This is a genomic window from Paenibacillus turicensis, assembly GCF_017873435.1.
GTDB lineage: Bacteria > Bacillota > Bacilli > Paenibacillales > Paenibacillaceae > Fontibacillus > Fontibacillus turicensis.
On record NZ_JAGGKG010000002.1, the window covers coordinates 1 to 18,366 of the forward strand.

The window sequence follows — 18,366 nt, forward strand, 5'->3', positions numbered from 1 at the left end:
TGCAAAAAACACCTCCAAGTTATATCCATATCTTACGACATGGTTTCATTTTCTTGAAGGTGTTTTAATTTGTCTCACGTTACGGGGTCAGTCCCGTTTCCGCCTAAAGCCCGTTGGGGCTTTTTTGTTTGCAAAAATGAGGAAAGTAGTAGGTTGTGATATGTAGCTGAAAACTACGCACTGAAATGGAATGAGACTTGTCGTTCGTGATGATGTTATCGACTGAGTAAGTATATTTCAAACCACGCACTCACATAGAGTGCGACTGGAGTTATCGGCTATACATGGATGGTACAAAAAAATTTCAATCCACGCACTCACATAGAGTGCGACCTACTAGGATAGTACATTACACCATGTTTGCCATATTTCAATCCACGCACTCACATAGAGTGCGACTGGTAAGTTTGAGAGAGAGTTTACACGATTGGAGATTTCAATCCACGCACTCACATAGAGTGCGACGTTACTACAATTGCCGTTGTGATTGTGGTACAGAATTTCAATCCACGCACTCACATAGAGTGCGACAGTACCACTTTTCAGCCCTTATAGGACAAGGGTTTTCAGGCCCAAAAGTGCGAAGGAGCTTTTAAAGCGTTTTAATTATGTTGAAAAATACTCAAAAAACCTGCAATCCCTTGTGGGACGCGAGGTGCGGAGGACCTGGGGTTTTCATGTGAGCTTGGGGTTCGCACCAAATGCTTTTTAAACATACGAATCTTTAATTTATTTTTCGCTCTTTTTTTATAATGATAGCAATAATTTATAATACTGTGAAGCTACTTTGTTAATATTCTAGGTTGACCCTGACGTTACGTCATACTATATAGTGAGAAAAGTAAGATAGTTTTTGACATAGGGGGTTATGAAATGAATATTAAATGTGTTCGATCAGATAAAATTTACAGTAAAATGATGCAAGCTCCAGCAGACCAAAAGGAAGATATTTATCGATATGAATTAATGGCGCCATTTGAGGAAAAATGGTCTTATTACAACATTCCTTTGAAGGCGAAGCAACCTAATGGTTATGATGTAATTATGGCTAGCAGGATGTTAGGTTTATTAGCACCAGAGCAATTGAATGACGATCAGCAGCAAAATATTGATTTACTTTCAGATGAGCAGCTTTGGCAACAATGCCAGCAAGCAATCCAGCGTTCGATTCAATGCTTTATCGATGCAGGGATTGATTTGCCCGTGCAAAATTATTTATACACGCTTGTGTTAGCTAACCCAGAAAGTCCGTATACGATCATGAATGAGGGGTACAGCGGGGATGGCGGGATACCGGGATATATTTTTGGTTCTCTTTTACCTAACAAATATACACTAGAAAGAATACCTGTAGCGTTAGCGCACGAGTGTAATCATAATATTCGTTTTCAGTTCGAAAAGTGGAGAAATGACATTTCATTAGCTGAAATGATGGTGAACGAAGGATTGGCAGAAAATTTCGCAGTTTCACTTTTTGGTGAAAAGATGGTGGGGCCATGGGTAAGTAAAACAGAGGTGGATGTGCTTCATAAAAAGATTAAGCCTGTCATCAAGCAGGGGCTACATGTAACGGGTTTAGATGGCATAACCTCGTATTTGTATGGAGATGAGATGGCGAAGCTACAAGGGTATGAACCAGTTGGCCTACCTTATTGTGCAGGATATGCTTGTGGTTATCATATGATAAAACACTATTTGAACAAGACAGGAAAAAATATTGTCAAAGCCACTTTAATTCCAGCAGATCAAATTTTAAAAGAGATCGAGGATTTTTGGGATGAATAAACAAAATTTAATGAGCGTCAATGAGGTGGCAAAAGAAACAGGCATCACGATACGTACTTTGCATTATTATGACAAAATCGGCTTGTTATGTCCGTCAATATTATCTGAAGCCAATTATCGCTATTATTCCAAACAGGATTTAGACAAGCTCCAACAGATTTTATTTTATAAAGAAGTTGGTTTTGAGTTAAAAGATATAAAAAGCATGATGGATGCACCTGCATATAGCAAGGAACAGGCATTAAAAAGGCACAAAAATTTATTGCTTCTAAAACGTAAACGATTAGACAATTTAATTGCATTAGTTGAACAAACGTTGAAGGGGGAAGACGTTATGAGCTTTCAGGCATTTAGTGAAGAAGAAATTATGAAGCTACAACAGGAATATTACAAGGAGGCAAAAGAACGCTGGCAACATACACCCGCATTTAAAGAGTATCATGAGAAACATCCTAATGGTGGTAATACTACTGGGTGGAAAACCTTTGATCTAGCGGCTCGAAAAATATTCGGTAATATTTTTACTTATATTGATGAAGCTCCAAGTCATCCTGATGTGCAAGCTGCTATTGATGAGTGGAGAAGTTTTATTACTGAAAATTACTATGATTGCAAAATTGAAATTTTCCGTGGTTTAGGGTTACTTTATGTGGAGGATGAACGCTTTGAAGCAACAATTAATAGCTATGGTGATGATAGACTAGCTCACTTTATTAGTGAGGCAATTGCAATTTATTGTGATGAAAAAGAGAAAATGAAGTAGACTTACAACATTATTTTAGTCCCATTGCTAGTTCGAAAAGTGCTCTTAAAGTCTTGCTGTATAGGACTTTTAAGAGTACTTTTTGGTATGGAATAAAATAGAAAATATGTTAGGTGAAAAGGCTTAGTGATGTGCTACTTACTACGTATTTTTCACTTTGTAAAAAAAATCACAATGTTTTCGATATGAAGTGTGATAAAGTATACCCTAGTTGTATAAAAAATCACAAAGGGGTAGAAAAAGTGAAAAAGTACATCATGGGCACTCTTTTAATTGGTCTAATTATGATTCTTGCAGTTGGATGCAGTAAAGGAGAAACTAGTAAAAAAGAGACAGAGACAGCAGGTAAATTTACAGCCGGTACTTATGAGGGAGTCTCTAAAGGACATGGCGGGGAAATCGTTGCTAAAGTAACGGTAAGCACTGATAAGATCGAGTCGATTGAAATTTCAGCTACTGGTGAAACTGGAACAATCGGGGATGGCGCAATAAACCAGTTGACAGAACAAATCATCGGCACACAAAGCTTGGCGGTTGACGCTGTAGCAGGTGCAAGTGAATCTAGTAATGGTATTCTTGAAGCAGTAACGAAAGCGTTAGAAAAAGCAGGCGCTGATATTACAGCATTAAAGGATCCTGCAAACAAATTAGTAGTTGAGCAAAAGAAACAAGAAGATATGAATGTAGATATCGTAGTTGTAGGTTCAGGCGGAGCAGGTTTATCTGCTGCGATTGAAGCTAAAGAAGCTGGAAAATCAGTTGTGATTTTAGAACAAATGCCGATTATTGGCGGAAATACGAATCGTGCAACAGGTGGACTTAATGCAGCTGAAACTACGATTCAAGCAGATAATGGGATTAAAGATTCAAAGAAAGTATTTTATGAAGATACGTTAAAGGGTGGTAAAGGGAAAAATGATCCAGCCTTGCTACAGACTTTAGTTGATAATGCACCTGATGCAATTTATTGGTTAAATGACATGGGAGCAGGCATTGCTCGTGTATCCTTGTCTGGTGGTGCAACTAATCCGAGAATTCACACACCAGCAGACGGTTCACCGATTGGACCGGTTGTTGTCGAAACTTTATCTAAAAAATTAAAAGAGCTTAAAGTTGATATTATGCTTCAAACTAAAGCAGTGAAGCTCATTACAGAAAATGGGGCTGTAACAGGTGTTGAGGCAGTAGATAAGAACAACAATTCATTTAAGGTAAATGCAAAAGCGGTTATTATGGCTACAGGTGGCTTTGGAGCTAACAGTGAAATGGTAGTAAAATACCGTCCTGAATTAAAGGGCTTCTCTACTACAAACCATTCGGGCGCTACTGGAACAGGTATTGCAATGGCAGAAGAAGCTGGAGCAGATTTGATGCAAATCGGAGAAATCCAAATTCACCCAACTACGGATCCTAAATCAGGTTATTTATTTACAGAAGGTCTACGTGGAGATGGCGCAATTTTAATTAATAAAGAAGCTAAACGTTTTACTAACGAATTGCTTACACGTGACGTTGTATCTCAAAATATTTTGAAACAAAGGGATAAAGTTGCTTATTTGATCACTAACCAAGCAATTGCAGATGATAATGCATCTCTAGCTGGCTACATTAAAGATGGTTACGCTAAAAAAGGTGATGATATTGCTAGTCTAGCAAAAGAATTGGGACTAGATGCAACTACTTTAGAAGCAACAATGAAGACATATAACCAATTTATTAAAGATGGCAAAGATACTGAATTTGAAAGAGTACATTTAACTCATTCTCTTGAACAAGGACCTTTTTATGCAATTGAAGTTACACCTGGTGTTCACCACACGATGGGTGGACTTAAGATTGATACAAAAACTCATGTTCTAAACAAAGAAGGAAAAGTTTTATCAGGACTTTATGCAGCTGGTGAAGTTGTTGGCGGCGTGCATGGAGGAAACCGCATTGGTGGTAATGCAGTAGCTGATATTATCGTTTTCGGACGTATTGCTGGACAAACTGCAGCAGCAGAATTGAAATAAGTTGTAGTAGATAGTAAAAAGGGTAATGCAATGAAAAAAGCTGGAGCAAGGGATTCCTTAGCTCCAGCTTTTTTGTGTTTAGATTTTCTGTTAGAAAGTGATGATTTAATCCAGGCATTCACACAGAGTGCGACAAGATTGGAGGATTAGACTATGCAATGGGCATTAATTTCAATCCACGCACTCACACAGAGTGCGACAGCGCCTCTTATCAGCCCTTACAGGACAAGGGTTTTCAGGCTCAAAAGTGCGAAGGAACTTTTAAAGCGCTTTAATTATAGCAAAAAAATGCTCAAAAAGCCACAAACCCTTGTGGGACAAGAGGTGCGGAGGACCCGGGGTTTTTATGTGAGCTTGGGGTTCGCACCAATTCAATTTATTGGATAACTATTTCACTAATAATCCTATTTTTAATTACAGTATTTATCGTATCAATTTGAGTGGAAAATATAAAACTTCTTTGTGTTTTTGTAGCACCTACTAATAATCAAACTTATGTTCCAAAATTTTCATGATAACGCTCTCTCAACATGCCATCACAATACCGATATATATCTCATACCTATTTCATAGGTCTAAGTAATCACGGGGGGATAATATGAGAAAAAAGAGAGGCTTTCAGAGGGTTGCTATTATTTTATCTGTTTTTGCTTTAATACTTAGTGGATGCATGAATTCAAAGGGGAGTGAGCAAGCAGAAAATAAAAAGAAAGAGAATGAGCAGATTGTGCTTAAAGTCGCTTGGTGGGGCAATGATGGCCGTAAGGAAAGAACACTTAAAGTAATTGATTTGTTCGAAAGCAAGTATCCTAACATAAAAATTGAACCAATCGAAGCTTCTAACAGTGACTACTGGATTTTACTTGCTTCCAAAGCAGCAGATCAGGATTTTCCTGATGTAATCCAAATGGACTACAAATATATTGATGGATACATAAAACGTAAGTTGATTATGCCACTGGATGATTTAGTGAAAGCAGGCAAGCTAAATATTTCAGATATGATTGACAGTTCTGTAGCATCTGCAACTTTTTACGATCACCTATATGGAATTTCTACGGGTGTCAATGCGCAATCGATGATGTACAACCCAGAAATTTTTGACCAGACAGGTGTAGCTGTGCCTCAGCCTAGCTATACGTATGAAGATTTGACTGCAACTGCAAAAGAACTCAAAGATAAAGTGGATAAAGATGATTTTTATCCCATCGGATCAGCGGGTTTAGATTTTGCTTATTACCTGAGACAAAATGGAGCCAACTTATATAATAAGGACGGAAATGCGCTTGGTTATGAGCAAGATGAGCTATTGTCTAAATTTTTCGAAATGGAAAAAATGCTAGTGGATGAAGGGCTGATGGTACCTCCTGATATTATCAACAAAATTTCCTCCGATAAAGATTCACTTATTGCGAATAAGCTTGCAGCTTTTCATAGTATTACAAGTAACAATGTCATTTCCTACAACAAATTTTCAGGCGTAGACATGCAGCTGTTGCCACTACCATCAATGCAAGGTGGTAAGGAGGCAAACTATGTGAAGCCGTCAATGTTTTTCTCAATATCAGCGTATACCGAACACGCAGAAGCGTCTGCCCAATTTATTGATTTCTTCTTTAATAATTTAGATGCCAATGACATTTTGTTAGGAGAACGTGGAGTTCCAGCTTCAGATAAAGTAAGCAAGCATATCCAGCAAAAGTTAGAGGATCGCGATAAAGTGCAATATGAGTATATGGAGTATGTTGAAAAGCACTCTAGTCCAATTGACCCGCCTGCCCCATTAATTTCAACTAATATTAATATTTTGTTCAATACGGTGAGAAACCAAATGTTAGATGGGCAAATTACACCAACGGAAGCAGCACAGAAATTTAGAGACGGTGCAAAAGAAATTTTTGCACAAAACAATGAATAGGGGAGGGAAATAAACAATGAAACTGAAACTAAAATTAACGATCGCAAAAAAACTATATGCAGGTTTCTTGTCTATTCTTCTCCTGCTGATTGTTATTGCTGGGCTTAATTATATTGAACTCAACTCAGCAAATGATATGTATCAGAAGTTATTGAAGGAACGCGCTCAAGTCGTGAGTCAAGTTAAAGATTTGAGTATCGCAATCAAAGAGGAAAACCTAACAATTACAAATTATTTATTAATGAACAAAGAAGAGGATTTAAAGGCATATCGAGAGGCAGTAAAAAAATATAATCAAGTGAGCAAAGAAATTCAGAGCAAAACGACAGATCGTAACGACTGGTTACTATTACAAGGACTCGATCTACTACAAGGAAATTATGTCAGTAATGCCGAAGCGATGATAGAGTTTAAGAAGCAAAATAAAGTGGAAGATTACATGCGTACAGCTCAAAACAATGATCCAATCATTGATAAATTTCTAGAAACAGCAGATCGTTATATAAAGCAGCAGGAAGAGTTACTAGTTAAAGAAACGCAGACGATCTCTAATAATATGGAAACAACTAAGCGGACGAGTATGTTTATATCTATTGGTGCTGTTTTGTTAGGTCTTGTTATTTCATTTTGGATTGCTAGATTGATTTCAAAACCAACGATCCAGATCACAAAAGCTGCGCAGCTTATTGCAAGTGGGGATCTTAGTAGTGAACCTATCCAAATTAAAAATAGGGATGAGCTTGGTGTGTTAGCCACTTCGTTTAATGCCATGTTAGTGACTTTACGCAGTCTTATTGAACAAGTGTCACAAAATGCCATGCAGGTTGCCGCTTCCTCCGAGCAGCTAACCGCTGGCGCAGAGCAAACCACCAAAGCAACGGAGCAGGTTGTCGAAATTATTGAACAGGTATCTGTTGGCGCTGAGAAGCAAATTACAGCAGTACAAGAAAGTGTTACATTTGTAGGAAATTTATCTGTGGAGGCTAATAATATTGCGGATACCGCTTCGCAAGTCGCTGAAAAATCTCTTTTAGCCGCCCAAAATGCAGCAGAGGGTCGTGTTTCAATACAGACAGTAGTAGAGCAAATGGGAAATATTCAAAGCACAGTTGGACAAATTTCTGAAGAAGTGGGTGGCTTAGGGGCTCGATCCGAAGAAATTGGGAAAATCGTAGATGTTATTGCAGGCATTTCAAAGCAAACGAATCTACTAGCGCTAAATGCTGCGATTGAAGCAGCGCGGGCAGGAGAAGCAGGGCGTGGTTTTGCAGTCGTATCCAATGAAGTACGTAGATTAGCGGAGCAGTCTGCGGAATCAAGCAGCCAAATTTATGAGCTCATTCGTTCCATTCAGACAGATACCGAACGTACCATTGAATCGGTACAGACAGGTACAGAAGTCGTGAAGGCAGGAATTGTAGCTGTCACTGAAGCAGGACAAGCCTTTACAGGGATTCAGGATGCAGTAGATGCTGTAAATTATCAAATTCAAACGGTATCTGAAGCTTCTCAGCACATGTCAAATGCTACACAATTGTTAGCAGAATCCCTGCAAGGGGTTGCCGCTGTTGCACAAGAGACATCAACAGGTGCAATTAGTGTCTCCGCCGCGACACAGGAGCAGCTTGCGACGATGGAAGAGATCAATTCTTCTTCACAGGCGCTTGCCGTAATGGCAGAGGATTTGCTTGGATCTGTGAGGGACATTAAGCTTTAGTTAAATAGAATTTACTTCTTTATAACTTATAGCCGAGCCTAAGCTATTATTCGAAATTCTAATCAGTTTTTCGGATGAATAGTTTAGGCTACTTTTTGACTTTAATTCCTACTTGACTAAGTGGAATAATTGGAATATAGTATAAAAAAGTTTGAACGGCTAGATAAGATTTTAGATTAATTACAGAAAAATATATATCAAAAAAAGGGAGGGCTCAACCTATGAGTAAATTAAATAATGACGTTTATCAAGCATTAGCTAATCAATTAATAGAGGTTCGCAGAAATCTACATAGAGAGCCGGAATTAGCAAATGAAGAGTTTAAAACGACGCAAAAAATTAGGGAATGGCTAACCAATGCCAATATTCACATTCTTGATTTACCTTTAAAAACGGGACTTATCGCAGAAATAGGGCAAGGTACTGGGCCAATTGTAGCGATTCGTTGTGATATCGACGCGCTTCCAATAGAGGAGCAGACGGGATTACCTTTTGCCTCAGAAATCGCTGGAAAAATGCATGCGTGTGGACATGATTTTCATACGGCAACGATTTTAGGTGCGGCTTTATTGTTAAAAGAGCGTGAAAGTGAATTAATTGGAAAAGTCAGAGTGTTGTTCCAACCCGCCGAAGAGACAGGACATGGCGCACGAAGTGTTCTAGACTCAGGTGGACTTGCAGATGTAAATGCCATCTTTGGTATTCATAATTCACCATTTTTAAATACTGGTGTTTTTGGAACAAGATCAGGCGCTTTAACTGCGAGTGTAGATCGATTTGAAATTACGGTTACAGGAGTTGGCGCACATGCGGCGACACCAGAGCATGGGGTGGATGCGATTGTTACAGCGGCGCAGATCGTTACTGCACTACAAACCATTGTGAGCCGTCAAAATACTACAACAGAACCTTTGGTGCTAAGCGTAACTCGTATTAATGGTGGTTTTACATGGAATGTGTTACCCGAAAAGGTTGAATTAGAGGGAACGGTGCGAACTTATAATGAGGAGCTTCGTGCGCAAATTCCGATACAAATGACACGCATTATTGAAGGAATTGCAGCAGCAGCAGGAGCGCAGGCACAGCTACATTGGTATCCAGGTCCAGCAGCAACGATAAATGATGGCGAGTGGGCGGATTTTACGAAGGAGATTGCCACACAGTTTGGATATGAGGTGCTTGATATCCCACCACAAATGGGCGGGGAGGACTTCTCGTTTTATTTACAGCATATCCCAGGTGCTTTTGTTAATATTGGAGCTGGTCCAGCGCATGCATTACATCATCCTCGCTTTGATGTGGATGAAGCTGCGATTTTACCAGCCGCTAAATATTTTGCGCTATTAGCAGAGCAGGCGTTAGTGAAACTAAATAAAAATAACAACGGATTTTAAATGGGGGGGAATAGACATGATCGAATTAAAAAATGTGCATAAATCGTTCACTCGACAAGGGAAAACGATTGAGGCTTTGAAGGGAATTAGTTTAAAGGTTGAAAAGGGCGATATATTTGGAGTTATTGGTTATAGCGGGGCTGGCAAAAGCACATTAATTCGATTAGTCAACTATTTAGAAAGACCAACAAAAGGAGAGGTTTGGGTTGACGGTCATAATTTAGGTAATTATAGCGACAAGCAGCTACGCACAGCAAAAAAAAATATTGGTATGATTTTTCAGCATTTTAATTTGCTAGAGTCTAAAAAAGTGTTTGATAATGTAGCGATCCCCCTCGTTCTCCTTAAAAAAAATAAACAAGAAATTTCTAAGCGTGTGACAGAATTACTAGAATTCGTTGGATTAAGCGATAAAGCGGGCAGTTACCCAAGTGAACTATCGGGTGGACAAAAGCAACGTGTTGGTATTGCTAGAGCGCTTGCCTCAAACCCCTCTATTTTATTATGTGATGAAGCAACTTCAGCTTTAGATCCACAAACTACGCATTCTATTTTACAGCTATTAAAAAAAATTAATGCAGAATACAACATTACGGTGATGATCATTACACATGAAATGTCCGTGATCCAAGAGGTTTGCAATAAAGTTGCTGTGATGGAGGAAGGGCGAATTATTGAGCAAGGTAGTGTGTTAGAGGTATTTGGAAGCCCACAACATCAGACTACACAAAACTTTGTAAAAACAGTCATTCAGAACAGCATGACCCCTTCAGTACAAAAATTGATCCATGTCGGGCCTCAAAGCGTACTTTATAAGCTTAGTTTTGTAGGTGGGTCTGCATCACAGCCTATTTTATATGAAATGATTTCAGCATTTAGAATTAGATTTAATCTTCTATTTGCCAATATGACTGAAATCCAAGAGACGATTTTGGGTACAGCGATTATTCAATTTGATGGCGAGCCCGTAGAGATTAATAAGGCTGTGTCTTTCTTAATAAGTCATGGCGTTACAGTAGAGGAGGTGGAATCTGATGTTCTCAACCACAATCACCAGTCAGCAGTTTTTGCAGGCGTTTATTGAAACGGTTCAGATGGTTGGTATCTCGCTGTTTTTTGGCTCCTTGTTAGGGATTCCATTTGGCGTATTGCTTGTCATTACTCGTCCTGGTGGAGTTATAGAAAATAAGGTGATTTACAGCATACTTAATCCGATTATTAATATTGTTCGTTCCTTGCCATTTATTATTTTACTCGTGGCGATCGTTCCGTTTACTAGATTTGTCGTTCACACCTCTATCGGAACAAGCGCAGCGATTATACCGCTAATTATATACATTGCACCTTATATTGGACGCTTAGTTGAAAATTCATTATTAGAGGTCAGCCCAGGAATTGTAGAAGCGGCAGAATCGATGGGCGCGACTCCTTTCCAAGTCATTTGGTACTTTTTATTGCCAGAGGCAGTAGGATCATTAATTTTATCGTTAACGACAGCGACCATTGGACTTATCGGGGCAACCGCAATGGCAGGTACAGTAGGTGGTGGTGGTGTAGGAGACTTGGCGATTGTGTACGGTTACCAACGTTTTGACACGGTTGTAGTTATCGCTACTGTTATTATTTTAATTGTTTTAGTACAAGGCATTCAGTCGTTAGGGAATAAGTTAGCTAGAAAAATTCGTCGTTACTAAAGGCGACAAACACTATATAGACGCTGGATAGATGCTAAACATTATATTAACTAAGTTAACTAAGCTGATCGATGAAACTTGACTGATTTGTATTTTTGAGAGGAGCAGGGGGAAATGGGTGAGTGGAGTAAGCAAGAACGCTTTAAAGCCATATTGTCGGGAGAAAAGGCAGATCGTCCTATTGTCAGTGGTTGGCGCCATTTTATCGATCAAGAGCAGACTGCGGATGATTTAGCTAAAGCTACGATTTCTTTTACGAACCGATATGATTGGGACTTTGTAAAAATAAATCCAAGAGCCACTTACTTGGCAGAGGCTTGGGGAAATCAATACGATTTTGATCATTATGAGACAGTTTTCCCTAGACAAGTAACGACGGTGATTCCAACAGCAGCAAATCTCTGGGAGCTAGAAGTTAAAAAGGCAGAAGAAGCCCCTTCCTTAAAAGAGCATTTAGATGCAGTTAAGCAAATTCGGCAAGGACTTCCAGACACACCACTTATTCAAACGATATTTTCACCGTTGACGGTCTTGCTTTTTATTGTTGGTCGTTCTGCTTATGTGACAAAAACAGTGTTTGGCATTGAGCAGCCGATAACATTAGACTCCTTGTTTAAAGAGCATCGTGCTGCGGCACATCACGCATTGCATGTCATTTCGTTAACGTTAGCAGATTATGTGCAAAAATTACAGCAAGCAGGTTCTGATGGTTTATTTTACGCGGTGACGGGAACGGCTCACCCCAATTTGTTTGATAAAGCAAGCTTTGATGAGTTATCTAGGCCTTATGATTGTATCGTTTTAGAGGCTGCACGTTATGGAAAAAACATCCTTCATACGTGCGGTTCTTATGCACAACCTGAGAAATTTAATGATTATGTCATTGACGGAATCAGTTGGGATACGGTAGCAGAGGGGAACGCAGGGTTAGAAGCAAAGGTGAACGCGACGAAAGTTGGGGGCGTGGATCACGGGTTATTTGCAGTTAATGATATTAATCAGATTAAGCAGCAGGCAAGAGCAGCCTTAGGGATTATGAAGGACAAGCCGTTTATTCTTACTCCTAATTGTGCAATTCCAATAAATGTAACGGATGAAGCGCTGGAGCAATTTAAAAATACTATATTTGAATAGAGACAGAAAGTAGGATGGAAAAGATGGAGAAGACGAATAAAAGAAGCAACTTAAAAAAACTATTAGGCATATTATTGATTGGGATTTTAGCGTTGCTAACCGCTTGTGGGAATGGCGATGGTAGCGGTAAAGAAGCAGGTAACGGGGATAAAAAGAAAATCACAGTTGGTTTTGGTGTAGGTACGTATGAAGAGCAATTCCGCCAATCTATATTGCCAATCCTAGAGAAAAAGGGATACACGGTTGAGATTAAAACCTTTTCGCAAAATATGCAGGTAAACCCAGCGATGAAGGAAGGGGCGATTGATGCAAGCATATTCCAAAGTACTGCCTATATGGAGGCCATTAACAAGGAAATCAATGCAGATATGGTCGGGATTGCTTATGTACCTGGAGCGCCACAAGGTATTTATTCTGAAAATCATACTACGTTAGATGATGTCAAAGATGGGACTACCGTCGCTGTACCTAACGATCCAGTAAATCAAGAGCGCGCGCTTCGTATTTTGGAGGAATTAGGTTGGATCAAAATTAAGGACGGTGCTGGTGTCGCTGATTTTAACATTAACTCCATGGAGCCAGCCAAATATAAAATTGATATCAAAATATTGGACCCAGCTCAAATTTTAGTGTCACTTCAGGACGTAGATTATGGAATTATTAATGGTAATTTTATCGCTAGCTCAGGCAGAAAGATTACAGATGCTTTAAAAATTGAAAACACACCGATGCAGCACAGAATTATCGTATCCGTAAATAAAAAAGATGAAAATACCCAGTGGGCTAAAGATTTAAAAGCGGCTTATGAATCTAAGGAATTTGAGGAATACATTTTAGGCTTAGATAAATATAAAGGCTTCATTATGCCAGAAGCGTGGAAAAATAATTAATTAGGTACAAGCTTATTATGGCTCAATCTTGAAATTGGTTTTTGACGGCTAACCTAAACTAGCGAAGAGACAGAGCGATTCTGAAGATTGTCTCTTAAAATCAGATTCCATCCATAAATAGACTTAAATAAAAAGGAATATGATTTTAACAACAATTGCAAGAACGCTCTGGAGCGTAGCTACCAGACTCCTATCTTGTAAAGTACTAATTTCTAAATCGAGCCCTTATTATAAAGCTATTAAATCAGGGGAGTGGTTATTGTGAGCAAGCAAAGAATTCATTTTATAGGTGGCGGACAGATGGCGGAAGCGATCATTCGCGCAAGCATTGCCAATGGGACGTTAGCTGTGGAGCAAATTAGTGTCGCGGATATTAATGAGGCACGACTTCAATTATTGAACAGTAAATATGGAATTAAAACGGATGGGACGCAACAACAACATTTATCTAACGCAGATTTAATTGTCATTGCGGTACGACCCCAAGATGATTTAATTGCACTTGGACAACTTGTTCAGCAATTTGCCCCATCTAATGCGTCCATCTTATCCATTGTGGCGGGGGTAACACTTGAACAATTAGCTCAATACTTTGGGGCTAATCGTCCGATTATTCGGGTTATTCCAAATACACTCACAGATACAGGATACGGATATAGTGGTGTTACTTTAAATGCACATGCTACACGTGAACAGGTGGAATCCTTTTTACTCGGATTTGGTAAGGTGCAATATATAGATGAAGCGTTGCTAGATACTTTTACAGGGTTTGGTGTAGCAGGGCCGAACTATATTTATTATTTTCTTGAATCCTTTGTTGATGCAGGGGTGCTTGCAGGCTTACCTCGTGAACAAGCTTGGAAGCTAGCACTAGAAAACATGCTTGGTTCAGTAGCAATGCTACAGCAGACAGGACTACATCCAAGACAGTTGCTTGATATTAATAATTCTCCTGGAGGCGTTGGAATGCATGGCTTATACGAATTAAATCATAGTGATTTTGCGGCAGGACTACAAAGAAGTGTACTTGCTGCTGTGAAACGTACTACGGAATTAGGAGTGAAATAACGATGGCAACGATAAAATGGGATCATTTGGTGCATTACGTTAACGATTTGTCTAAATCGATTGAAGTGTTTGGGGAACATGGTCTGGCGGCCTTTAAGGGAGGTTCTCATAAGGATTGGGGAACCTATAACGCTTTGAGTTACTTTGGCTTAACCTATCTCGAATTTTTATGCATTGAAAATGAGGAGTTAGCTAAGGCGAGTGAACATAATATCGTTGTGAGAGATGCGGTAAAGACTTTACCCGAGCATGAGGAGTTAAGCAGAGTTGTGCTTCGTACAGATGATATCGACCAAGTAGCGGCTTCTCTTCATGCGGCAGGGTTATCAATATCTCCAATTCTCGATGGTAAGCGATTAGACAACGAAGGTAGATTAATAGAGTGGCGGATGATGACCATAGATGGCGACTTTGAGGGGTTAGTGTATCCGTTTATTATTCAGTGGAGTGGGACGGATGAAGAAAGATTGGAGAGACTCACTTCATCTGGCGTCATCAAGCCACATCCTGCGGGACAGGTAGAAATTAAACGCGCTGTGTTCCATGTCTCCAATCCTGCTGTTGTGGCTAACCATTGGGCTTCATTGTTTGGACTAGTCGCTACAGAGCTAGACAATAATACCTTTAGTTTGCAAATTGGTGATAAATCCTTTGTGTTTAAGCAAGGAGATGAAAATCAGTTCAAACAGGTTGTATTTGAAAGTGATGCGCCAACACTAAAAGGGAAAAGTATTGTGCTTGGTGAAGGGGAGTATGTTTTTAATTGAGGAAATGAACTAAGAACCCTAAATTGAATATGATAGTGTCGATGTCACTTGACTTGCTTAAAGGATTGAGTCCCTTGAGCAAGTTTTTTTATATTGTTGTTGGCACCCTTTGCTGATCCTATGGATATCCAGAAATAGAAAAATGATTTTTCTTTCGAGAAGACCATACAATGATTTTGGATGTTATAAAACTTACATTTTGGATTATAGTTATAAGATATGAACCATAATCATTAGCTTAAAGTCGCTATAATAAAAAACCAGTGAATTTTCACAATGAGTAAAAATCAAGTGAAATTCACTGGCTTTTCTTCTTCATGTGCCATTTTTTATGATCCGGAATAGTATTCCAAGTCAGTATTTAAGTCTGAAGATAGTGACATACATCTACTATCGATTGCGGATAGGAATACAAATATCCATTTGCACCTTATTGTTATGCTCTCACGCATGATCACGTTCATCGTAATACTCAAAATCACAGCGTTCCTCATCATATTCGAATTGGGAATTAGGAAGCCAATCTTCTAGAATCGTTTTCCAAAGGTCATGAATGGACTCTGTGTACTTTTCACTTTGAACCTGTGGTGTTGTAAATACAGCATATAAACCACCTGGCATTTCCTTTTTAAACATATCACTTTGGATTTTTGCCATATCTTCGTCGTTGTCCACACCAACGCCAAGAAAATAAGTAAACGCTCCTGTTGCTAGGTTCGTATCAAAACAAACGCTATACTCACAATGTTTAGATTTTGTAAAATTATCATGTAGCAGGGTGAGTGGGTTAGCATACTCCATGTTAATCGTATCCCAATAAGCTGGAATATCACTTGTTCGGGTTACATCAGGCATAATATGTTGGCTTATATATCCAACAATGATGAAAGCGTTCATATTAATAATTTGAGGTTGCAGCATATTTCCTCCTAATAAATGTTTTTTGGTTTCCGATAGTATAATTCTCTTCGGTAAAGTTGCTTTAGCATGAATGTGGTACAGGGAAGGGGGATATCCAAAGCATCGTTTAAACGCTTTAGTAAATCCAGCATGAGTTTCAAATCCATACTTCATAGCCACATCCACAATTTTTTTACCTCGACAAAGGTCATACAGAGCAAATTGCAGTTTTCTTCGAGTGACGTAAAACATGACGGACATCCCTGTTAAATTAGTGAACATTCTACTAAAATGATATACTGAAAAATTTGCTGCATTAGCGAGCTCAGTGATCGTTAATTTATCTGTAATCTGTTCATCTATAAGATCAATGGCTCGTTGTATTGCTTTTATTTGTTCCAAATCATCACCTCTGTTTCTCCCGTACGGTTAATTTTATTGTAGGGTTTAAACTTCGATTTATCTTATCCTGTGTTGCTCTATTCAACAGCTTATAAAATGTTTTATGTAAAAATATCATATGCATTAGTTCTTTTTAAAACAAGGCAAAGCGTATCTGCTTCCCCAGTAAATGGACTGCCACAAATATCATCGTATTTTCCATTTATCTGAAAACCAAAAGGAAGTACCTCACGGATAAGGGTATCCAGATCAAATACTGTGTTCCAGATTACATGGTTATGAACCTCATTTTTTGTAACTGTAATGGCTTGACTAGCTTTTATAGAATTATTCTCAAAATAGACTCGGCTTCAAGACAGAGATGTGGCTCTGCACTCCAAAAACCACCGTCTTGGTACATAGACCATAAGGAGGCGTCTTTCTTGCTTTGTTGAGTTTTGTTAGTGAAGACGTCAAAAATAAACTGACCTCCAGGTTTTAAAGCACAGAAAACTTTTGACAGCAAGGTTTGTCGTTCATTAAAAGTAAGTGCCCCATAATCGCAATAAATTAAAGTAATAGCATCAAAGGATTCAGTATCATCAAGCTCCAGATAGTTCTGATAAATATATTTGCTTTGTTGATCCTGCTCTTTTGCATAGGCGATAGAGCGTTTAGAAAAGTCTATTCCAGTTACGTCATATCCCTGAATAGAAAGGCGCTTAGTATATAATCCTGGACCACAACCAAGGTCAAGTATTTTGCTAGATGGGGGGATAATGCTTGTAAGCCAGTTTACTGATTCCTCAATATCACTATGTTTACGACTTGCTGCCTCCCAATGTGGATTGAGGTGAGCTTCAAGCATTTTAGCCGAGATATGATGGTCATCCCAAAAGGGATTTTTGCTTCGTTCCCAAAGTTTAGGTTTTTGAACAAATGAAAATAAAGGATCAAACATTTCTTTTATTCCTTTCTGTGATGAAACCTTTATTGATTAGTTATACAATTACATGTTAATCGTAGACACGCAAAGCTAACTGTAGCAAGATAAAAAATAATTTAGCTTGAACTGTCCTAGGGTTACTTAAAATATCCTAACGTACAAAGGAAAAATACTGCAAAATAGAAATGAAAACTAAACATAAAAAATAGACATAAAAAATAGACATAAAAAAGTAGTTAACCCTCTATGAATTAACTACAAATTACATATTAGTATTAGGCTTTGTATGAAATAGTCCTGCTACACAACACACAACCATTATAACAATAAAAGTAATGGTATTACTCGCCAATAAATTTATTCGCTAATTTATAAACCTGGTTTACCTCTTTTGAGGATAGATCCCATTGCTGTAGCTCCTTTGATACTAACTCTGGGTGTTTTTTACTTATATCTCTTAAAGCATTTCCGACCGACTTACGCATGTACAAACTTTCGTCTTCTCTATGAGCAGACAATAAATCTATGGCTACTTGTGGATTTTCTTTGAAATAGGGACGTCCTGTCCATATTCTTAGTCCCTCGGAAACCGCTCTACGTGTATTCGCAACATCACTGGCAAGCCAGTCCTTTATAACAGGTAATGCTGTCTCATACCCAATGAGTCTACAATAAATATCAAAGGCTTTCGCTAAGATCTCTTGCACTCTCCAGTTCTCATGACGACTAACCTCGTCTTTAAGGAAAGAAAAAGCGGGACTGTATTCAGTAGCCGCATATCCTAACAGATAAACACCAGCCTCTTGAACTTGGTAGTTACTTGACTTATACAGTTCTAGCCCTGTCTTGTAGCAATCTTCTAAAGAATGCGCATGATAAAATTGCTCAGCTTCTTTTTCTATTAGCTTAAAGCTGACCTTTTCCGCCAATAACTCCTCTAAATATAAAATATATTCGTTCATTTTTCCGCCTCCATTTGTACAAGCGACTCTACATT

The 18,366-nt window shown here is 38.7% G+C and carries 15 protein-coding genes and 1 CRISPR repeat array; of the genes, 12 read left to right on the forward strand and 3 right to left on the reverse strand.

All coding sequences use genetic code 11. The features are described from left to right. The first annotated feature begins 234 nt into the window (after positions 1–234). Positions 235–531: a CRISPR direct-repeat array (repeat unit 32 nt; unit sequence ATTTCAATCCACGCACTCACATAGAGTGCGAC). A gap of 342 nt (positions 532–873) precedes the next feature. From J2Z32_RS02385 to J2Z32_RS02440, 12 genes are all read left to right on the forward strand, one after another. After that, a complete protein-coding gene (locus J2Z32_RS02385; RefSeq protein ID WP_210087568.1) occupies positions 874–1,785 on the forward strand; it encodes a DUF2268 domain-containing putative Zn-dependent protease in 912 nt (303 codons plus the stop codon). Then, a complete protein-coding gene (locus J2Z32_RS02390; protein ID WP_210087569.1) occupies positions 1,778–2,548 on the forward strand; it encodes a MerR family transcriptional regulator in 771 nt (256 codons plus the stop codon). The genes J2Z32_RS02385 and J2Z32_RS02390 overlap by 8 nt, the downstream gene beginning before the upstream one ends. A gap of 242 nt (positions 2,549–2,790) precedes the next feature. Beyond that, on the forward strand, positions 2,791–4,560 hold the full coding sequence (locus tag J2Z32_RS02395) for a flavocytochrome c (RefSeq protein WP_210087570.1): 1,770 nt from the start codon (positions 2,791–2,793) through the stop codon (positions 4,558–4,560). Between the two features lie 598 nt (positions 4,561–5,158). Further along, positions 5,159–6,478, forward strand: a complete 1,320-nt coding sequence (locus tag J2Z32_RS02400; RefSeq protein WP_210087571.1) for an ABC transporter substrate-binding protein — start codon at positions 5,159–5,161, stop codon at positions 6,476–6,478. A gap of 16 nt (positions 6,479–6,494) precedes the next feature. Then, on the forward strand, positions 6,495–8,195 hold the full coding sequence (locus J2Z32_RS02405) for a methyl-accepting chemotaxis protein (RefSeq protein WP_210087572.1): 1,701 nt from the start codon (positions 6,495–6,497) through the stop codon (positions 8,193–8,195). Between the two features lie 221 nt (positions 8,196–8,416). Beyond that, positions 8,417–9,589 (forward strand): amidohydrolase, encoded by a 1,173-nt coding sequence (locus J2Z32_RS02410; RefSeq protein WP_210087573.1) that lies wholly within the window; start codon positions 8,417–8,419, stop codon positions 9,587–9,589. Positions 9,590–9,605: 16 nt separating this feature from the next. Beyond that, on the forward strand, positions 9,606–10,673 hold the full coding sequence (locus tag J2Z32_RS02415; protein ID WP_210087574.1) for a methionine ABC transporter ATP-binding protein: 1,068 nt from the start codon (positions 9,606–9,608) through the stop codon (positions 10,671–10,673). Then, a complete protein-coding gene (locus tag J2Z32_RS02420) occupies positions 10,624–11,283 on the forward strand; it encodes a methionine ABC transporter permease (RefSeq protein ID WP_210087575.1) in 660 nt (219 codons plus the stop codon). The genes J2Z32_RS02415 and J2Z32_RS02420 overlap by 50 nt, the downstream gene beginning before the upstream one ends. 114 nt (positions 11,284–11,397) lie before the next feature. Beyond that, the gene (locus J2Z32_RS02425) at positions 11,398–12,417 is read left to right on the forward strand and encodes a uroporphyrinogen decarboxylase family protein (protein WP_210087576.1); all 1,020 of its coding nucleotides are present in this window, start codon (positions 11,398–11,400) and stop codon (positions 12,415–12,417) included. A gap of 23 nt (positions 12,418–12,440) precedes the next feature. Further along, positions 12,441–13,307 (forward strand): MetQ/NlpA family ABC transporter substrate-binding protein, encoded by an 867-nt coding sequence (locus J2Z32_RS02430; RefSeq protein WP_210087577.1) that lies wholly within the window; start codon positions 12,441–12,443, stop codon positions 13,305–13,307. 261 nt (positions 13,308–13,568) lie between these two features. Further along, positions 13,569–14,375, forward strand: coding sequence for a pyrroline-5-carboxylate reductase (gene proC, locus J2Z32_RS02435; RefSeq protein ID WP_210087578.1), 807 nt, complete (start codon positions 13,569–13,571; stop codon positions 14,373–14,375). Between the two features lie 2 nt (positions 14,376–14,377). Next, a complete protein-coding gene (locus tag J2Z32_RS02440) occupies positions 14,378–15,142 on the forward strand; it encodes a VOC family protein (protein ID WP_210087579.1) in 765 nt (254 codons plus the stop codon). Between the two features lie 444 nt (positions 15,143–15,586). Here the strand turns inward: J2Z32_RS02440 and J2Z32_RS02445 are convergent, their stop codons facing one another. From J2Z32_RS02445 to J2Z32_RS02455, 3 genes are all read right to left on the reverse strand, one after another. Continuing rightward, entirely contained in the window at positions 15,587–16,444 is an 858-nt protein-coding gene (locus J2Z32_RS02445) for an AraC family transcriptional regulator (RefSeq protein WP_210087580.1), read from the reverse strand. A 319-nt stretch (positions 16,445–16,763) separates the two neighbouring features. Then, entirely contained in the window at positions 16,764–17,384 is a 621-nt protein-coding gene (locus tag J2Z32_RS02450) for a class I SAM-dependent methyltransferase (protein ID WP_210087581.1), read from the reverse strand. Positions 17,385–17,710: 326 nt separating this feature from the next. Next, positions 17,711–18,331 carry a DNA alkylation repair protein gene (locus J2Z32_RS02455; RefSeq protein ID WP_210087582.1) on the reverse strand — a complete coding sequence of 207 codons (621 nt, stop codon included), beginning with the start codon at positions 18,329–18,331 and terminating at the stop codon, positions 17,711–17,713. Between the last annotated feature and the right edge of the window lie 35 nt (positions 18,332–18,366).